Here is a 16,245-nt window from a genome sequence, read left to right as displayed (position 1 = left end):
GGCAGAGCTCCGCGCCCTTCCGGATTGCATCGTCGCTGCGCTCCTCGCAATGACGGCCATGGCGGTATGCGCGCCATGGCCCGCCAAGTCGCGGGCCCTCACGAGCGCTTCAGCCCCGCAAGGCGGATCATCCCGTCCGGGTTGATCACGAAGCCCTCCATGTTGGAGCGCAGCGCGAAGAACACCGTCTGGTTGTAGAGATAGACGATCGGCAGCTCGTCCTGCAGGATATTCTGCGCGGCGTCGTAGCGCTTCTTGCGCTCGGTCGGCTCGTAGATGGTGCGGGCTTCGTCGAGCAGCTTGTCGACCTCCGCATTGGAATAGCGGCCGTCGTTCTGGTTGCCCTTGCTCGTGACGAACTGATGGATGTTGCCGTCCGGGTCGATGCGGCCGGACCAGCCGATCCGGCTCATCTGGAACTTGCCCTGCTGCTGGTCGCGCAGCTGGCTGGCGAACTCGGTCGAGCGGATCTGGATGTCGATGCCGGCTTCTTGCGCCATCGCCTGGATCACCTGGCCGAGCTGGGCGTCGACCGGGTTGTTGGTGACGAAGAGCTCGACCGAGACCTTGGACTGGCCGGCTTCCTTCAGCAGCGCCTTCGCCTTGGCGATGTCACGCGCCGGAACGGGGAAATCCGCGCTGAGATAGAAGTTGCCGGGGTTGAACGGCTGGATCATCGGCTCGTAGAGCCCTTCGAACACCACCTGGCTCAGCACCTTGCGGTCGATGGCGAGCGAGAGCGCCTGGCGCACGCGCTTGTCCCTGCCCATCGGCTGGTTGGCGGCTTCGCCGTTGTTGGTATTGATGGTGATGCCCTGGTAGCCGAGATTGGCCGTGCTCGCGACCTTGAGCGACTTGTCGCCCTGGGCCGATTTCACGTCGGTCGGTGCCAGCCGCTCCAGCATGTCGAGCTCGCCGGAGCGCAGATTGGCGAGGCGCACGGTGGTGTCGGGTATCGAGCGGTAGACCACGCGCTCGAAGCTGTATTTGTCCGCCTCCCAATGTTCCTTGAACTTCTCGAGTACGATGCGGTCGTTCTGGACGCGCTCGACGAATTTATAGGGGCCGGAGCAGACCGGCTTGGCGGCGACGTCGCCGGCCAGCGTCTTCGGCGAGAGCATCATGCCGGCGCGATCGGTCAGCTGCGCGAGCAGCGTCGCATCCGGCCGCTTCAGTTTCAGCACCAGCGTCGTGGCGTCGGGCGCCGAGACGTTCTCGACCGAGGCGAGCTCGGACTTGCGCAGCGAGTCCGGCAGGGTGCGGGCACGCTCGAGATTGGCCTTGGCAGCCTCGGCGTTGAAGGCCTCTCCGTCGTGGAACTTGGCGTCGCTGCGCAGCTTCATCGTCAGCGTCAGCCCGTCCTGCGAGAAGCTCCATTCCGTCGCCAGCCGCGGCACCAGCTTCAGATCGGGCGCGATGTCGAGCAGCCGGTCGCACAGGCCCATGAAGACGATGCGGCCGACGAAGGTGCGCGCCTTGTGCGGATCGAGCATGTCCGGGTCTTCCTGCAGCCCGATGCGCAAGGCGGAGGGCGCCTGCGCGAGTGCCGGGAGCGTCGCCAGGGCGAGCGCGGCGGCCGAGAACGCAACCTTGAACAGCTTCATGCTTCTCCCCCGTTTTTATTGGATCCCCGGAGTCGTCTGGGTGCGCCGGCGGCAGCGCCGGCCCGTCCCGATCGTCCCTCTTGGTACTAACCTGACTCAGAAAGATGCGGCCGTCGATGATGCGGCGCATCAATTCGCAGGCAGTGCTGCCTCCGCGAAAGGCAACAGCGGCGACATGCCTGTAAAGGAACCGCCGGTTGCGGCGATGGCTGTCGCCTCGCGGCCGCCCGGCGGTTAGAACTGCTGCCGCAGACCGAGCCGGATGGCCGAGGGAGACGATGCATGCTGCTGGGCGTGATTGCCGATGACATGACGGGCGCGACCGATGTCGCGCTGATGCTGAACCGTGCCGGCATGCGCACCGTCCAGGTCATCGGGGTGCCGCCGGCCGACGCGGCCTTGCCGGAGGCCGATGCGGTCGTCGTGGCGCTGAAGTCGCGGACCAATCCGGTGGCCGAGGCCATCGCCGACTCGCTCGCCGCCTGCGAGGCGCTGCTGAAGGCCGGCGCGCGCCAGATCCTGTTCAAATACTGCTCGACCTTCGATTCGACGGCCGAGGGCAATATCGGCCCGGTCGCGAACGCGCTGGCGGAGCGGCTCGGCACCAAGCTCGCCATCGTCTGCCCGGCTTTTCCGGCGAATGGCCGCTCGATCTATCAGGGTTATCTCTTCGTCGGCGCCGTGCCGCTGCACGAGAGCTCGATGAAGGACCACCCGCTGACGCCGATGCGGGATTCGAACCTGATGCGGCTGATGGCGGCGCAGGCGAAGGCCGAAACCGGCCTCGTCGACTACGCCACCGTGCTGGCCGGCCCCGCCGCGGTGAAGGCACGGCTTGCCAAGCTCGAGACCGGAGGTGTGCGTTACGCCGTCACCGACGCCCTGACCAATGAAGATCTGATGACGCTTGGCCATGCGGTGTCCGAGCATGTCCTGCTCACCGGCGGCTCCGGCATCGCCATGGGCCTGCCGCAGAACTTCCGCCGCGCCGGCCTCCTGCCGGAGCGCCCCGGGCCGCAGGAGCTGAAGGCGCCCGCCGGCCGTGCCGGTATCATCTCCGGCAGCTGCTCGACGGCGACGCGGGGCCAGATCAAGGCGGCGCTGGAGGCTGGCTATCCCGCGCTCAAGGTCGATCCGCTGGCGCTGGCCGATGGCAGCCAGGATGCGGCCGGCCTCGCGGCCTGGGCGCTGGCGCAGCCGCAGGACAAGCCGTTCCTCTTCTATTCCAGCGACGATCCGGCCGAGGTCGCGGCGGTGCAGGACAGGCTCGGCCGCGAGAAGGCCGGCAGCATCGTCGAGCACGCCTTCGCCGAGGTTGCGCGGCGGCTCTCCGAAGGCGGCGTGACGCGGCTTCTGGTCGCGGGCGGCGAGACTTCGGGCGCGACCGTGCTGGGGCTTGGCATCCGGACGCTCGAAATCGGCCCCGAGATCGACCCCGGCGTGCCCTGGACGCGCGTGGTCGACGGGCCGGAGATGGTCGTGGCGCTGAAGTCGGGGAATTTCGGCGCGCCGGATTTCTTCCTGAAGGCCTGGAAGCTGCTGCGCTGATGCCCGATTTGCCTGTGCTGAATCTCGTATAGGATCGGCCTGCGAACCCGGAGCACCGCATGGATATGGCGTTTCTCGGCGAACTTCTGACGAGCGTGGCCGATCGCGGCCGTGCCCTGATCGGCATCGAGCGCTTTCTCGGCGGCCGCGCCCGGCCGATCGACCGGCTCTGCGAGGATCTGCTCTCCGGGCGGGGCGAGGCCTCGGGCATGGCGCTGGCGCAGGCGGTGCTGGAAGCCTGGCAGCGGCTCGACAAGCCCGGCCGACTCGCCTTCTTCAACATGCTGCAGGAACGTTTCGGGCCCGATCACGACCGGCTCGACAAGGCGATCGAGGCCTATCGCAAGAAGCCCGACGCGGCGGCGATCTCCGCGCTTCATCTGGCGGCCGAGCCGCGCCGGCAGGAGCTGCTACGCCGCCTCAATCTCGCGCCCGAGGGCACGCCCGTGCTGGTCCGGATGCGCGAGGCCCTGTTCGAGGCGATGGAGACCGAGCCCGACCTGAAGGCGGTCGACGTCGATTTCCGCCACCTCTTCGGCTCCTGGTTCAACCGGGGCTTCCTCGTGCTGCGCCGGATCGACTGGCGCACGCCGGCCAACGTGCTCGAGAAGATCATCCGCTACGAGGCGGTCCATGAGATCCAGGGCTGGGACGACCTGCGGCGGCGGCTGGAGCCGGCGGACCGGCGCTGCTTCGCCTTCTTCCACCCGCAGCTCGTCGACGAGCCGCTGATCTTCGTCGAGGTTGCGCTCACCACGGGAATCCCCGGCAGTATCGACGAGCTTCTCGGCTCCGAGCGCGAGGTGCTACCGGCGCAGCGGGCGACGACCGCGGTATTCTACTCGATCTCGAACTGCCAGGAGGGGCTGCGCGGCATCTCCTTCGGTAATTTCCTGATCAAGCAGGTGGCGGAGGATCTGAAGCGCGAACTGCCCGGCCTCGACACCTTCGTCACGCTGTCGCCGGTGCCGGGCTTTGCCCGCTGGCTCGCCGGCATCGCGCAGGAGCCCGGCGATCTCGCCCTGACCAACGAGGAGCGTTCGGAACTCGCCCGCCCGGCCGGCGAGACGATCTCGCTCGACGATGGGACGAAGGCGCGCCGCGACAAGCTTCTCGGGCAGATGATGGCCGAGTACTTGCTGCGGGCGCGGACGAGCTCGGGCCGCGTCACCGATCCCGTGGCGCGTTTCCACCTCGGCAACGGGGCGCGGCTGGAGCGGATCAATGTCGGCGGCAATCTCTCGGCGCGGGGCTTGCGGGAATCCCACGGCGTGATGGTCAATTACCGCTACGACCTCGACGATATCGAGACCAACCACGAGGCCTTCGCCACCCGCAACACGGTGGTGGCGTCCGGCAGCGTCCGGAAGCTGTTGCGCCCGGCCGGTTGATCCGGCCGCGGTAGCCGTGTTCCCGGGCGGGCTTTCGGCTCTGGCGCCGGCAGTCCGCCTGGTCGCGTGCGGTTTCAGACCAGGGCGGGTACGCCGGCCTCGATGGTCTCGCCATCGAGCGGGATCCGCAGACGCTTCGTGTCGATCCCGCGCTCCTTCGCAGCCTTGCGCAGCGCCGCGCGGCTGACCGTCGCGTGGTCCAGGGCTTCCATATGCGTCGCGATCAGCGTGGCGCGCGGGAAGGCCTCGGCGACCGCCAGCGTCTGCTCCTCGTCCATCACGATCAGCGTGTTGTCCCACATCGCGCCGCAGGAATGGGTGACGATGATATCGGGCCCGGTGGCCGCTATCGCGTCGCGCAGAGGCGGGTAGAGCACGCTGTCGCCGCACCAATAGAGCGTCGGCTCGTTCGGGGCCTCGAAGCTCAGCCCCATCACCGGTCCCATTTTCTCGACGACGGCGCCCGTGCCGTGCTGGGCGGGGTGCCGCTTCAGGATGATCGGCCCCAGCCTGACGAAGCAGTCGATCGCCGTGATCGAGGAGAACCCCGCCTGCGCGATCGCCGCCTCGTCGCCGGGCCGGCAGATCACGGGCAGATTCTTGGGGACCCGCTCCTTCGCGACCTCATCGAAATGGTCGGCGTGGAGATGGGAGACGATCACGGTGTCGACACCGGCGACGATGTCCTCGATCGGCTCGGGCAGGTCGACCATCGGGTTCTGCGAGCGCCCGGTGAAGGAGCGGCGACTGTGACGAGGGCCGAAATCGGGATCGAGCAGGAAGGTCCTGCCGCCATAGTCGAGCTTCAGCGTCGCGTTGCGGAGAAGTTTGAGCTTCATATCCGTCGGCTCCTCGTCTCGGGGCGGGTATTGTTCCGCATCCCGCCACGACGAGACCAGTTCGGATTTGTGAAGCTCTCTCCACGTTCGCGTGACGTATCACGCTGGTTGAAGAATGCCCCCAGCGACGGGATCGCCTCTCAGGCCGGCGCGAACTGGCCGTAGGGCACGCTCGCGCGCGCCTTGCGCAGCGCGCTCGCCCACCAGTGGAGCTGCGCCAGCATCGTCGCCATCGCCTGCTCCGCCCGATCGGCATTGAGCAACTGCCCTTCGGCATCGAAGCGGCTCCAGACATCGGCGAAGGCGACCCCGTCGCGGATCGGCGCGGCATGCAGCTCCCCGAAGACGAGGCGCAGCTGCTCGACGGCGCGCAGGCCCCCCGAAATGCCGCCATATGAGATGAAGCCGACAGGCTTGCCGCGCCATTCGGGCCCGACCGCATCGATCAGGAATTTCAGGATCGCCGGGTAGCCGCGATTGTATTCCGGGGTCACCACCACGAAGCCGTCGGCCCAGCCGATGACCTGCCGCAACTCCTCGAGGGCAGGGTGCCCGCCGCTGACATGGCGCGGCGGCAGGTCGATCTCGCCGGGATCGATGACGGCCAGATCGAACGGGCCGTCGCCCTGGATCTGGGAGATCGCCCAGCCGGCGACCTTGTCGCAGAACCGGCCTTCGCGGCTGCTGCCATAGATCAGGGCCAGCCTGATCCTCGTATCGACCTTCTGGTGCATGGAAGCGCTCCGGTTTGCATCACGGGAGCGGGGCTTATAGAACCTCAAGTAAGGTTAAGGTCAAGAGGCGTTTCCGATGTCCCAGCACTGGTCCTTGCCGGGGGAGCTCAGCGTCGGCGATGTCGCGCGGCGCAGCGGCCTCGCGGTCTCGGCGCTGCATTTCTACGAGGCGGAGGGGCTGATCCGCAGCCACCGCACGCCGGGCAACCAGCGCCGCTATCCGCGCGAGGTGCTGCGAAGAGTCGCGATCATCAAGGTGGCACAGCGCGCCGGCATCCCGCTGAAGACCATCCGCGAGGCCTTCAAGGCCCTGCCGCAGGAGCGCACGCCGACCGTCGCGGACTGGACGCGGCTCTCCTCCGCCTGGAAGGCGGAACTGGAGCGCCGCATCGACCGGCTGACGCGGCTGCGCGACCACCTCAACGGCTGCATCGGCTGCGGCTGCCTCTCGGTCCGGGACTGCCCGCTGCACAATCCGCTCGACCGGCTGGGCGAGGAGGGGCCGGGGCCGCGCCTCCTCGACCCCGATTGAGGCTCAATCGGCCTTGTAGAGCGTGTCGAGCGGCAGGCGCGCGACATCCGCCATCAGCTGGACGAAGCCCCGCGCCTGGAGCGCGGCGGTGGCCTTGCCCTTCTCCGCCGTCGCGAGACTGGCGTCGCCGACAGCGCCGGAACGATTCACGTCCTGGGCCATCCAGGCGAAAGCGTGCGGGCCGGTCGGTCGCAGATGCGTGTAGCCCTCCTCGGCCATCGTCACCGTGTGCGGCTTGAAAGGCCCGGCCTTGCTCATGTCGACGAGGTCCGGCCGGAAATGCAGCATCAGCGAGGTCTCGATGTCGCCGCCATGGATGCCGTGGCGGATGTCGAGTTCGTCGAAGAGGCCGTCCGGCAGGCCGAAGGACATCCAGGCCGTGCAGACCGCGAGCATGCCCTGGCCGACCCGCAGCTCCCGCGCGACGATCTTTATCGGGTCGACATTGCCGCCATGCGAGGTGATCAGCACGAGCTTGCGCAGGCCCGCGCGCTTCACGCTCTCGCCGATCTCGATCCAGGAGCGGATCGCGCTCTCCCAGCCGATCGTCAGCGTTCCCGGCGAGTGCAGGTGCTCGTTCGACTTGCAGACCGCCTGCGTCGGCAGGACGAGCACGTCGAGCTCCGCCGGCACCAGCGGCATCGCCTCGGCAAGCATCGCGTTCATCACGGTGGTGTCGACCGAGACCGGCAGATGCGGGCCGTGCTGCTCGATCGCCGCCAGCGGCAGCACGGCGACGGTGCGCTCGGGTGCCAGCGCGGCGAAATCGGAACTCTTCAGGTCGCCCCAGAAACGTGCGGTCATGATCAGGCCTGTCAGGAGCCGGTGCGATTGCCTTGTTTCTGTGCAGAAGCCCGGCGCCACGGCGTTGCATTGTCCCGCTGTCCTATCGCATGGGATAAGGAGACGGACCAGTGGCCGGCCCGCTCGCAGGCGCAGGGGAGATATCGAGATGGCGACGATGAAATATCGCGTGAACCGGCGCGCCGCGCTCGGGCTGATCGGCGGGTCGGCCGCCTCGCTGCTGGTCCCCGTGCCGGGCGCGCGCGTCAGCGCGCAGACGCTGGACAAGGTCAGCTACCAGACCAACTGGCGCGCCCAGACCGAGCATGGCGGTTTCTATCTGGCCGCAACCAACGGCATCTACAAGAAGTACGGCATCGAGGTCGATATCCGCCCCGGCGGCCCGCAGCAGAACCCGACCCAGCTCCTGCTCGGCGGCCGGGTCGACATGATCATGGGCAACTCGCTGGAGGCGCTGAGCTTCGCGCATGAGAACCTGCCCTTCATGTGCATCGCCTCGATCTTCCAGAAGGATCCGCAGGTCCTGATCTCGCATCCCGGCCAGGGCAACGACACGCTTGCCGATCTGAAGGGCAAGCCGATCCTGATCGCGGCGCAGGCCCGCGTCGGCTTCTGGCCGTTCCTGAAGCTGAAATTCGGCTTCCAGGACGAGCAGATCCGCCCCTACACCTTCAACATGGCGCCGTTCCTGGCCGACAAGAAGCTCACGCAGCAGGGCTTCCTGTCCTCGGAGCCCTTCGTCATCCGCAAGGCGGGCGTCGATCCGGTCGTCCATCTCCTCGCCGATGCCGGCTTCGAGAACTACAATACCACCATCACGATCTCCAAGAAGATGGCGCAGGAGAAGAAGGAGCTGGTCCAGCGCTTCGTCGACGCCACGCTGGAAGGCTGGGCCGAGTACATGAAGGGCGGTCCCAACATCGCCGCCGCCAATGCCCGGATCCTCAAGGACAACCCGGACATGGATCAGGAGAAGATCGACTACGCGCTCAAGGTCATGAACGAGCGCGGCATCGTGCTCTCCGGCGATGCGCTGCAGCTCGGCATCGGCGCGATGACCGACGCGCGCTGGGCGAGCTTCGCCAAGACGATGACGGATGCTGGGGTGGTCCCGGCGGGCGTCGACGTCAAGAAGGCCTACAGCCTCGAATTCGTGAACAAGGGCATCGGCAAGGCCTGAGCCAGACAAGCGCTACTGAGAAGATGACTTTGACGATGGACGAGACGAAGCCGCAATCCACCGCCGGGATTCCGCTGGTGACGGTACGGCATGTCTCGAAGCGCTTCGCCAACGGCACGCTCGCGGTTCGCGACGTCGATCTCGAGCTGGGGGCGGGGCAGTTCATCAGCCTGCTCGGCCCCTCCGGCTGCGGGAAGTCGACCCTGCTGCGCATGATCGCGGGCCTCGGCGCGCCCACCTCCGGGACGATCTCCTGGCCGGGCGAGCAGGGGGCCGATCAGGGCACGGCCGGTCATGGCGGGCGCGATCTCGGCTTCGTCTTCCAGGACCCGACGCTGATGCCCTGGGCGAATGCCCTCGCCAACGTCATGCTGCCGCTGAAGCTGAAGGGCGTGCCGCGCGCCGAGGCCGAGGCGCGCGCCGCCGAGATGCTCGCGCTGGTCGGCCTCAAGGGTTTCGAGAAATCCTATCCGCGCGAGCTCTCGGGCGGCATGAAGATGCGCGTCTCGATCGCGCGGGCGCTGGTGATGCGGCCGAAGATCCTGCTGATGGACGAGCCCTTCGCGGCGCTCGACGAGATCACCCGCCACCGCCTCAACGACGATCTGCTGGAGCTGTGGTGGCGCGAGCGCTTCACCGCCGTCTTCGTCACCCACTCGGTGTTCGAGTCGGTCTATCTCTCGCAGCGGATCGTGGTGATGGCGGCCCGGCCCGGCCGCGTCATGGCCGATCTTTCGGTCGAGGCCGACTATCCGCGCGACGAGCTGTTCCGGACCTCTGGCGAATACGCCCATCTCTGCCGCGTCGCCTCCACCAAGCTCAAGGAGGCGATCGGCCGATGAGTGCTCCCGTCGAAACGCTGGCATCGGACGGGACCGACGCCCAGGCGTTGCCTCTCGCGCTGGCGGAAGCCCGGATTCTCGGCCTGCCCGTCAGCGCCTGGCCGCGGATCATCGCGCCGGTCGTCATCGGCGTGCTCGTGCTGGCGCTCTGGGAATTCGCCGTCCGCTGGAACGAGGTTCCCTCCTATGTCCTGCCGGGCCCGCTCCTGGTCGCGCAGACGCTGGTCGCGGATTGGGGCACGCTCTCCGGCTCGCTCTGGGTCACGCTCAAGATCACCTTCATGGCGCTCGCGGCCGCGGTCGTCGTCGGCGTCACGCTCGCCGTGCTCTTCAGCCAGTCGAAATGGCTGGAGATGGCGCTCCTGCCCTATGCGGTCATCCTCCAGGTCACGCCGGTCGTCGCTATCGCGCCGCTGATCATCATCTGGGCTGACGACATCGATCTGTCTCTGCTGATCTGCGCCTGGATCGTCGCCTTCTTCCCGATCTTGTCCAACACGATCCTCGGCCTGAACTCGGCCGACCACAACCTCGTCAACCTGTTCGAACTCTACGGCGCCTCGCGCTGGCAGACGTTGCGCTATCTCAAACTGCCGGCGGCATTGCCCTATTTCCTGGCGGGCCTGAAGATCTCCGGCGGGCTGGCGCTGATCGGAGCGGTCGTGGCGGAATTCGTCGCGGGGACGGGCGGCAGCGCTTCGGGCCTCGCCTATCGCATCCTCGAGGCGGGCTACCAGCTGAAGATCCCGCGCGTCTTCGCCGCGCTGGTCATGATCTCGCTCTCCGGCGTCGCCATCTTCCTGGCGACGAGCCTGATCTCGCATCTGCTGCTGCGGCGCTGGCACGAAAGCGCGATCCGGCGCGAGAACTGAACGGCAGGGCGGCTGCGCGCCCTGGCCCAGGGCTCAGCCGAAGTCGGCTTCAGACGAAATAGGCCAGCTTGCGTTCGACCGGCATCGCGTCGATCTCGCGCAGCCCGACCTCCGAGCTGCCGGCGACGGCCCGTGCCGGCTGCGCCGCAATGGCGGCGGGATCACTGAAGACGATGTCGTCGTCGAGCAGATGGACCGTCGCAAGCCGTGCTTCCGGCACCGCCCGGTCGTCGATCGGATGCGGCGCGTCCGGCTCCTGCGACGCAAGCTCATGATCGTCGCCATGGCGGCGCACCGCCATTGGCAGGCGCGATGGGCTGCCCTCGGCCATCGCCACCATGGTCTCGAAGCCCGGTCCCGGCTCGCGCGCGACTTCGCCGAAGGCGCGCAGGCTCGAATCGAGCATAGCGATTGTATCGGCGATCTTGTTGATCCGCTGGACCATCCCGTCGACCACGCCGACGGCGCCCGAGATCTCGGCCGCGTTCCGGTCCAGCCTGTCGCAGAGTTCTTCGGCGGCTCCCGCCTCGCGCAGGCTCCAGGCGGCTTCCTGGATGCTTTCGGTCGCCGCGAGCGCGGTGCCGGCAGCCTTTTCGATCGCGCAGGCCAGGCCCGAGGAGCGGGCCTCCGCCTTGCCGCTGACACGCTCGAGATCGACGCGCAGGTCGCTGATCAGGGCTGCCGCTTCGATCAGGCTGGCCTCGCGGCTGGTCTCCTGCACGCCGAGCCCGACGACGCGCTCGATCCGCTGGATGGCGCCGAGCAACTGCAGCGTGTCGGCCTGGCGGTTGCGCTTGGCGTATTCGGCCATGAACCAGCGGCCGCGTGCCGTCTCCATCACGGCGGCCTCGATCGCCTCGTAATCGGCCTGGCTCAGCGGTGTCAGCGAGCGCGCATCGCCCATGACCATTCTGCCTTCGATGGACCGCCCGAATCACCGGCGGTCGTGACGTTCCATTTCGAGCCTGCTCCACGATTGATTAAGGAATTGCTGCCTTGGCCGGCCGAACGCATGATCCGCGGCGGCATTCCGGCTGCGGCGGCAGGCGCCGGAGCCCGCGCTTGCCAAGCCGGCCCGTCGCGGCAATACAGGGAATCGGGGGCAGTTTTCAGTGCGACAGGCCGGTGCCGCGCAGCCATGGGGCTGTTTTCGGCCGGGCAGGGGACATCACAGCGACATGGCGCGTGTCGATACGGCCGAACCGCAGGCGATCCTTCGCGATGATGCCGGAAGGCTCTCGGTGACGCTGGCCGGCTCCTGGAGCGCCGACCGGGCGCCGCGCATTGCGACGCTCGTCGACGAGATCGTCGCGCGCCTGAAGTCGGCTTCGGGCGCGCGCCTCGACCTGTCGAATGTCAGCCGCCTCGACACGCTGGGCGCCTATGTCCTCAACCGCCTGAAGGCGCGCCAGGAGCGCAGCGGCGTCGCGATCGAGATCGTCAGCGACAAGCCGGAGCACGCCATCCTGCTCGGCGAGGTGAGGGTGCATGACGAGGATGCCGCGGCAGGGCACGCGCATTTTCGCCTCGTCGACGTCCTGGTCGATATCGGCAAGGCTGTCGTCGGCTTCGGGCGCGACATGGTCGGCGGGGCGATGTTCCTCGGCGAGGTCATCGTCGGCTCGGCCAGCGTCATGCTCGGGCCGCGCAAGTTCCGGGGCCCATCGTTGGTCAACCAGATCGAGCTGATCGCCTTCAACGGCGCGCCGATCATCATGCTGATCTCGTTCCTGGTCGGCTGCATCGTCGCCCAGCAGGGCATCTTCCAGCTGCAGCAGTTCGGTGCGGCGGCCTTCGTCGTCAACCTGACCGGCATCCTGATCCTGCGCGAGCTCGCCGTGCTGCTGACCTCGATCATGATCGCCGGCCGCTCCGGCTCGGCCTTCACCGCCGAGATCGGCTCGATGAAGATGCGCGAGGAGATCGACGCCCTGCGGGTGATGGGGCTCGATCCGATCGAAGTGCTCGTGGTGCCGCGCATCCTGGCGCTGATCATCTCGCTGCCGATCCTGACCTTCATCTCGGCGATGGCGGGGCTGGTCGGCGCGGGGCTGGTCGCCTGGCTCTATGGCGGCATCGGCGTCGACACCTTCCTCGCCCGGCTGCAGTCGGTGATCACCTGGAAGCACTTTGCCGTCGGCCTGATCAAGGCACCCTTCATGGCCTTCGTCATCGGCCTGATCGCTTCGATCGAAGGGCTGGCGGTGCAGGGTTCGGCGGAATCGCTCGGCCGCCAGGTGACGGCCTCCGTGGTGAAGGCGATCTTCATGGTCATCGTCGTCGACGGGCTCTTCGCCATGTTCTTTGCGTCGATCGAGTTCTGATGATGGCTGTGCCCGATCGAGCCCTTCCCGATGGCGCACGCGCCGCTCCGGCCGCGGCTGGACAGGCAGGCGAAGCCGACGCCGTGATCCGGGTGCGCGACCTCAAGGTCGCCTTCGGCGAGAAGGTCATCATGGAGGGGCTGAACCTCGACGTGATGCGCGGCGAGATTCTCGGCTTCGTCGGCGGCTCGGGGCAGGGCAAATCCGTGCTGACCCGCACCATCCTCGGGCTGGTGCAGAAGGCGCGGGGCACGATCGAGGTCTTCGGCGAGGATGTCGACACGCTGGGGCCGCAGCAGCGCCGCGTGCTCGAGCGCCGCTTCGGCGTGATGTTCCAGCAGGGCGCGCTGTTCTCGGCGCTGACGGTGAAGCAGAACATCCAGGTGCCGATGCGGGAGTATCTCAAGCTCCCGCCGGACCTGCTCGACGAGCTGGCGCTGGTGAAGCTCGACCTCGTCGGCCTGCCGCTCGACGCGGCCGACAAGGTGCCCTCCGAGCTCTCCGGCGGCATGATCAAGCGCGCGGCGCTGGCGCGGGCGCTTGCGCTCGATCCGGAGATCGTCTTCCTCGACGAGCCGACCTCGGGGCTCGATCCGATCGGCGCCGCCGAGTTCGACGACCTCATCCTCACGCTGAAGCAGACGCTGGGGCTCACCGTCTTCATGGTGACCCACGATCTCGACAGCCTGTATCATGCATGCGACCGAATCGCCGCCCTGGCCGACAAGAAGGTGATCGCGGTCGGGCCGCTGGCGACGATGCTGGCGTCCGACCACCCCTGGCTGAAGGCCTATTTCGGCGGCGAGCGCGCCATGGCCCGGCTGCCAGCCGGGGAACGAGGATCAGACACCTAGACCATGGAATCGCGCGCCAACTACGCACTTGTCGGCCTCTTTACCCTCGCGGTCCTCGCGGCGGCGTTCGGCTTCGTCTACTGGTTCAACAGCGGCGGCGCCGGGCGCAAGGAGAATGTGCGCGTGATCTTCACCGGCTCCGTGACCGGCCTCGGCCGCGGCTCGAGCGTGCTGTTCAACGGTCTGCGCGTCGGTGAGGTGACCACGATCGAGCTGCAGCCCGACGATCCGCGGCGGATCTATGCCGTCATCCAGGTCGCCAACACGACGCCGCTGCGGGACGACACCCGCGCCCGGATCGAGGCGCAGGGCCTCGCCGGCGTCGTCGCCCTGCAGCTGATCGGCGGCGCGCCGGATGCGCCCGTGCTCAAGGCGAAGCCGGGCGAGCCGATGCCGACGATCATCGCCGAACGCTCCGAGCTGCAGGACATCATCGAGACCGTGCGCAATGTCGCGCAGAAGGCCGATACGATGCTCACCTCGCTCGATGGGCTGATCAAGCAGAACCGCGAACCGATCAACAATACCGTCCGCAATGTCGAGAAGTTCTCCCAGGCGCTCGGCAACAACGCCGATGGCATCGACAAGCTGATGGCGGGCTTCAGCAACATCGCCGACACGATCCAGCCGCTCTCGCAGAAGCTGCAGTCGCTCAGTGAGGAGCTGACGGCGGTGGTGCGCTCGGTCGACCGGCAGAAGATCAACAGCATCGTCGAGAACGTCGACAAGTTCACCGGCGCGCTCGGCGGTTCCAGCGCCGACGTCGCGAAGGTGGTCAAGGATGCCGCCTCGATCTCGGCCAAGCTCGACAAGGCGGCGGATCAGGTCGAGAGCGTGCTGAAGGCGGCGAAGGGCTTCCTCGAGTCCGGATCGGGCCCCGATGGCCGCAGTGCCTTCCAGGAGGTAGCGGACGCCGCAAAGTCGATCCGTACGCTCGCCGACAATCTCGACAAGCGCACGGCCGAGATCACGACCGGCATCACCCGCTTCACCGGACCGGGGCTGCGGGATGTCGAGTCGCTGGTCTCCGACGGCAAGCGCACCCTGACGGAACTGAACCGCACGCTGCGGAATTTCGAACGCAACCCGCAGCAATTCATCTTCGGCGGCAAGCCGCCGCTCCCGCAATACAATGGATCCCGCTAGCCCATGACGACCGAGGCATCGTTCCCGCCGGCCATCGCCGCCCGCCGCGGCCTTCCGGTTCTGGCGCTGGCCCTCGCGGCGGCGCTGGCCGGCTGCGGCGGCGGCGCGACGCCGACGACCTTCGACCTGTCGGCACCGAGCGGCTTCGGCAAGGTGGGGGGCTCGCGCGCGGTCATGATCGTGGCCGAGCCGACGGCGGTTCAGGCGCTCGATTCCGACCGCGTCATCGTGAAGGATTCGAGCGGGGCGCTGTCCTTCCTCGGCGGTGCGCAATGGGCGGACCGGATCCCCGCGCTCGTCCAGGCGCGCCTGATCCAGACCTTCGAGAATGCCAGCCGGATCGGCTCCGTCTCGGCGCCGGGCCAGCGCATCACGCCCGATGTCCAGCTCAACACCAACATCCGCAGCTTCAACATCGACGCCGCGAGCGGGACGGCGGTGGTCGAGATCACGGCCAGGATCGTCGGCGACCGCACCGGGCAGATCCAGCGGGCGCGGCTGTTCTCGGCACGGGTACCGGCCGGCGCCGTCGACGCGCCGGGCGCGACGCAGGCGCTCGACCGCGCGCTCTCGCAGGTGCTGATCGAGATCGTGCGCTGGGCGCGCTGAGCACCTAGCCGCGGCACCCATGGCATCTCAGGACAGGCGCTACCGATTTCCTTCCGGAATTGGCTGCGCTAGGCTGCGATTCCGGCTCGGCCCGAGCCTCCCCCCTCCAGCCGGGGCAGCACATCATGCAGGGCATTTCCGACGATCCGACCGACTGTCCGGGCATTACGCATGAGGAGGGACTGCGTCAGCTGCTCGCGATAGGAGGTTCATGTCATGAATTTGTCGGCTCCGATCCATCAGTTGAAGCGCAGGGCGAGGCTGCTGAGCAGGGCTGAGCATATCCCGCTCCATGCCGCGCTCGACCGCATCGCGGTCGAGGAGGGCTACCGCAGCTGGAGCCTGCTTGCGGCGAAGCAACCCGGGATGACATCTGTCCGTGCCCTATGGCCTCTGCTGGAGCCGGGCGATCTCGTTCTGTTGGCTGGGCGGCCGGGGCAGGGCAAGACGCTGGCGAGCCTGGCTCTTCTCGCCGAAGCCATGCGGTCCGGGTGCCGGGGCGTGTTCCTGACGCTTGAATACACGCCGTCGGACGTGCTGTCCCGTTTGCGGGCGATCAGGATCGAGCCGCGCGATTTCGTCGGCTTGTTCGATTGCGACTGCTCTGACGCCATCAGCGCCGACTATATCGCCGCGAGGCTCGCAGACGCGCCGCGCGGCACGATGGCAGTCATCGACTATCTGCAACTGCTCGACCAGCGCCGCGAGACGCCGGAACTGGCGCTTCAGGTGAGGATGCTGAAGGCTTTCGCACAGGAGAGGGGCCTGATCCTCGTCTTCATCTCGCAGATCGATCGCGCCTATGAGGGCTCGGGCAGGCCGTTCCCAGAGATCGCGGATGTGAGGCTGCCCAATCCGCTCGACCTCTCCCTCTTCGACAAGACCTGCTTTGTGAACCGGGGCGAGGCGCGCTTCCGGGCGGCGGCTTAGGAGAGCGTTCCACCTCTCCACGGCAACCTGAAAAGT

The 16,245-nt window shown here is 67.5% G+C and carries 16 protein-coding genes; 11 read left to right on the top strand and 5 right to left on the bottom strand.

What is annotated here, in order from left to right:
* Positions 1–98: 98 nt before the first annotated feature.
* Positions 99–1,604 carry an ABC transporter substrate-binding protein gene (locus B5Y19_RS14265; RefSeq protein WP_055727617.1) on the bottom strand — a complete coding sequence of 502 codons (1,506 nt, stop codon included), beginning with the start codon at positions 1,602–1,604 and terminating at the stop codon, positions 99–101.
* Positions 1,605–1,886: 282 nt separating this feature from the next.
* On the opposite strand from B5Y19_RS14265, the gene otnK reads away from it, so the two are divergent.
* Both otnK and B5Y19_RS14255 read left to right on the top strand, forming a co-directional pair.
* The gene (gene otnK / locus B5Y19_RS14260; protein ID WP_055727618.1) at positions 1,887–3,152 is read left to right on the top strand and encodes a 3-oxo-tetronate kinase; all 1,266 of its coding nucleotides are present in this window, start codon (positions 1,887–1,889) and stop codon (positions 3,150–3,152) included.
* Positions 3,153–3,211: 59 nt separating this feature from the next.
* A complete protein-coding gene (locus B5Y19_RS14255; protein WP_055727619.1) occupies positions 3,212–4,543 on the top strand; it encodes a malonyl-CoA decarboxylase in 1,332 nt (443 codons plus the stop codon).
* A 74-nt stretch (positions 4,544–4,617) separates the two neighbouring features.
* Here the strand turns inward: B5Y19_RS14255 and B5Y19_RS14250 are convergent, their stop codons facing one another.
* A complete protein-coding gene (locus B5Y19_RS14250; RefSeq protein ID WP_055727620.1) occupies positions 4,618–5,382 on the bottom strand; it encodes an MBL fold metallo-hydrolase in 765 nt (254 codons plus the stop codon).
* A 140-nt stretch (positions 5,383–5,522) separates the two neighbouring features.
* Positions 5,523–6,116, bottom strand: a complete 594-nt coding sequence (locus B5Y19_RS14245; RefSeq protein WP_055727621.1) for an NADPH-dependent FMN reductase — start codon at positions 6,114–6,116, stop codon at positions 5,523–5,525.
* A 76-nt stretch (positions 6,117–6,192) separates the two neighbouring features.
* Here B5Y19_RS14245 and soxR point away from each other — a divergent pair, with 76 nt between their 5' ends.
* The gene (soxR, locus tag B5Y19_RS14240; protein ID WP_055727622.1) at positions 6,193–6,648 is read left to right on the top strand and encodes a redox-sensitive transcriptional activator SoxR; all 456 of its coding nucleotides are present in this window, start codon (positions 6,193–6,195) and stop codon (positions 6,646–6,648) included.
* A 3-nt stretch (positions 6,649–6,651) separates the two neighbouring features.
* On the opposite strand, the gene B5Y19_RS14235 is transcribed toward soxR, so the two are convergent.
* Positions 6,652–7,452, bottom strand: coding sequence for a creatininase family protein (locus B5Y19_RS14235; protein WP_055727623.1), 801 nt, complete (start codon positions 7,450–7,452; stop codon positions 6,652–6,654).
* Positions 7,453–7,600: 148 nt separating this feature from the next.
* Between B5Y19_RS14235 and B5Y19_RS14230 the strand changes: the two genes are divergently transcribed.
* From B5Y19_RS14230 to B5Y19_RS14220, 3 genes are read left to right on the top strand one after another with little or no spacing between them, the layout of a single operon-like run.
* The gene (locus B5Y19_RS14230) at positions 7,601–8,632 is read left to right on the top strand and encodes an ABC transporter substrate-binding protein (RefSeq protein ID WP_055727624.1); all 1,032 of its coding nucleotides are present in this window, start codon (positions 7,601–7,603) and stop codon (positions 8,630–8,632) included.
* A gap of 35 nt (positions 8,633–8,667) precedes the next feature.
* A complete protein-coding gene (locus tag B5Y19_RS14225; RefSeq protein WP_079591639.1) occupies positions 8,668–9,474 on the top strand; it encodes an ABC transporter ATP-binding protein in 807 nt (268 codons plus the stop codon).
* Entirely contained in the window at positions 9,471–10,346 is an 876-nt protein-coding gene (locus B5Y19_RS14220) for an ABC transporter permease (protein ID WP_079591638.1), read from the top strand. Before B5Y19_RS14225 ends, B5Y19_RS14220 begins: the two co-directional genes overlap by 4 nt.
* A gap of 49 nt (positions 10,347–10,395) precedes the next feature.
* On the opposite strand, the gene B5Y19_RS14215 is transcribed toward B5Y19_RS14220, so the two are convergent.
* Positions 10,396–11,250 carry a hypothetical protein gene (locus tag B5Y19_RS14215; protein WP_139384396.1) on the bottom strand — a complete coding sequence of 285 codons (855 nt, stop codon included), beginning with the start codon at positions 11,248–11,250 and terminating at the stop codon, positions 10,396–10,398.
* 274 nt (positions 11,251–11,524) lie between these two features.
* On the opposite strand from B5Y19_RS14215, the gene B5Y19_RS14210 reads away from it, so the two are divergent.
* The 5 genes from B5Y19_RS14210 to B5Y19_RS14190 all read left to right on the top strand — a co-directional run bounded on the left by B5Y19_RS14210 (position 11,525) and on the right by B5Y19_RS14190 (position 16,209).
* The gene (locus B5Y19_RS14210) at positions 11,525–12,670 is read left to right on the top strand and encodes an ABC transporter permease (RefSeq protein ID WP_055727627.1); all 1,146 of its coding nucleotides are present in this window, start codon (positions 11,525–11,527) and stop codon (positions 12,668–12,670) included.
* A gap of 2 nt (positions 12,671–12,672) precedes the next feature.
* Entirely contained in the window at positions 12,673–13,524 is an 852-nt protein-coding gene (locus tag B5Y19_RS14205; protein WP_176168628.1) for an ABC transporter ATP-binding protein, read from the top strand.
* Between the two features lie 3 nt (positions 13,525–13,527).
* Positions 13,528–14,670, top strand: coding sequence for an MlaD family protein (locus B5Y19_RS14200; protein WP_055727628.1), 1,143 nt, complete (start codon positions 13,528–13,530; stop codon positions 14,668–14,670).
* Positions 14,671–14,673: 3 nt separating this feature from the next.
* Positions 14,674–15,279, top strand: coding sequence for an ABC-type transport auxiliary lipoprotein family protein (locus B5Y19_RS14195; RefSeq protein ID WP_055727629.1), 606 nt, complete (start codon positions 14,674–14,676; stop codon positions 15,277–15,279).
* Between the two features lie 216 nt (positions 15,280–15,495).
* A complete protein-coding gene (locus tag B5Y19_RS14190; protein WP_055727630.1) occupies positions 15,496–16,209 on the top strand; it encodes a DNA helicase in 714 nt (237 codons plus the stop codon).
* Positions 16,210–16,245 lie beyond the last annotated feature (36 nt).

Source organism: Allobosea thiooxidans (assembly GCF_900168195.1).
Taxonomy (GTDB): Bacteria; Pseudomonadota; Alphaproteobacteria; order Rhizobiales; family Beijerinckiaceae; genus Allobosea; species Allobosea thiooxidans.
The sequence above is the reverse complement of the archived record's forward strand: the minus strand, read 5'-3'. Positions and strand labels throughout refer to the sequence as shown.

Bases quoted from the DNA above. Each gene is read 5' to 3' on its own strand.
- B5Y19_RS14265 (WP_055727617.1), bottom strand. From the start codon at position 1,604: ATGAAGCTGTTCAAGGTTGCGTTCTCGGCCGCCGCGCTCGCCCTGGCG.
- otnK (WP_055727618.1), top strand. From the start codon at position 1,887: ATGCTGCTGGGCGTGATTGCCGATGACATGACGGGCGCGACCGATGTC.
- B5Y19_RS14255 (WP_055727619.1), top strand. From the start codon at position 3,212: ATGGATATGGCGTTTCTCGGCGAACTTCTGACGAGCGTGGCCGATCGC.
- B5Y19_RS14250 (WP_055727620.1), bottom strand. From the start codon at position 5,382: ATGAAGCTCAAACTTCTCCGCAACGCGACGCTGAAGCTCGACTATGGC.
- B5Y19_RS14245 (WP_055727621.1), bottom strand. From the start codon at position 6,116: ATGCACCAGAAGGTCGATACGAGGATCAGGCTGGCCCTGATCTATGGC.
- soxR (WP_055727622.1), top strand. From the start codon at position 6,193: ATGTCCCAGCACTGGTCCTTGCCGGGGGAGCTCAGCGTCGGCGATGTC.
- B5Y19_RS14235 (WP_055727623.1), bottom strand. From the start codon at position 7,452: ATGACCGCACGTTTCTGGGGCGACCTGAAGAGTTCCGATTTCGCCGCG.
- B5Y19_RS14230 (WP_055727624.1), top strand. From the start codon at position 7,601: ATGGCGACGATGAAATATCGCGTGAACCGGCGCGCCGCGCTCGGGCTG.
- B5Y19_RS14225 (WP_079591639.1), top strand. From the start codon at position 8,668: ATGGACGAGACGAAGCCGCAATCCACCGCCGGGATTCCGCTGGTGACG.
- B5Y19_RS14220 (WP_079591638.1), top strand. From the start codon at position 9,471: ATGAGTGCTCCCGTCGAAACGCTGGCATCGGACGGGACCGACGCCCAG.
- B5Y19_RS14215 (WP_139384396.1), bottom strand. From the start codon at position 11,250: ATGGGCGATGCGCGCTCGCTGACACCGCTGAGCCAGGCCGATTACGAG.
- B5Y19_RS14210 (WP_055727627.1), top strand. From the start codon at position 11,525: ATGGCGCGTGTCGATACGGCCGAACCGCAGGCGATCCTTCGCGATGAT.
- B5Y19_RS14205 (WP_176168628.1), top strand. From the start codon at position 12,673: ATGGCTGTGCCCGATCGAGCCCTTCCCGATGGCGCACGCGCCGCTCCG.
- B5Y19_RS14200 (WP_055727628.1), top strand. From the start codon at position 13,528: ATGGAATCGCGCGCCAACTACGCACTTGTCGGCCTCTTTACCCTCGCG.
- B5Y19_RS14195 (WP_055727629.1), top strand. From the start codon at position 14,674: ATGACGACCGAGGCATCGTTCCCGCCGGCCATCGCCGCCCGCCGCGGC.
- B5Y19_RS14190 (WP_055727630.1), top strand. From the start codon at position 15,496: ATGAATTTGTCGGCTCCGATCCATCAGTTGAAGCGCAGGGCGAGGCTG.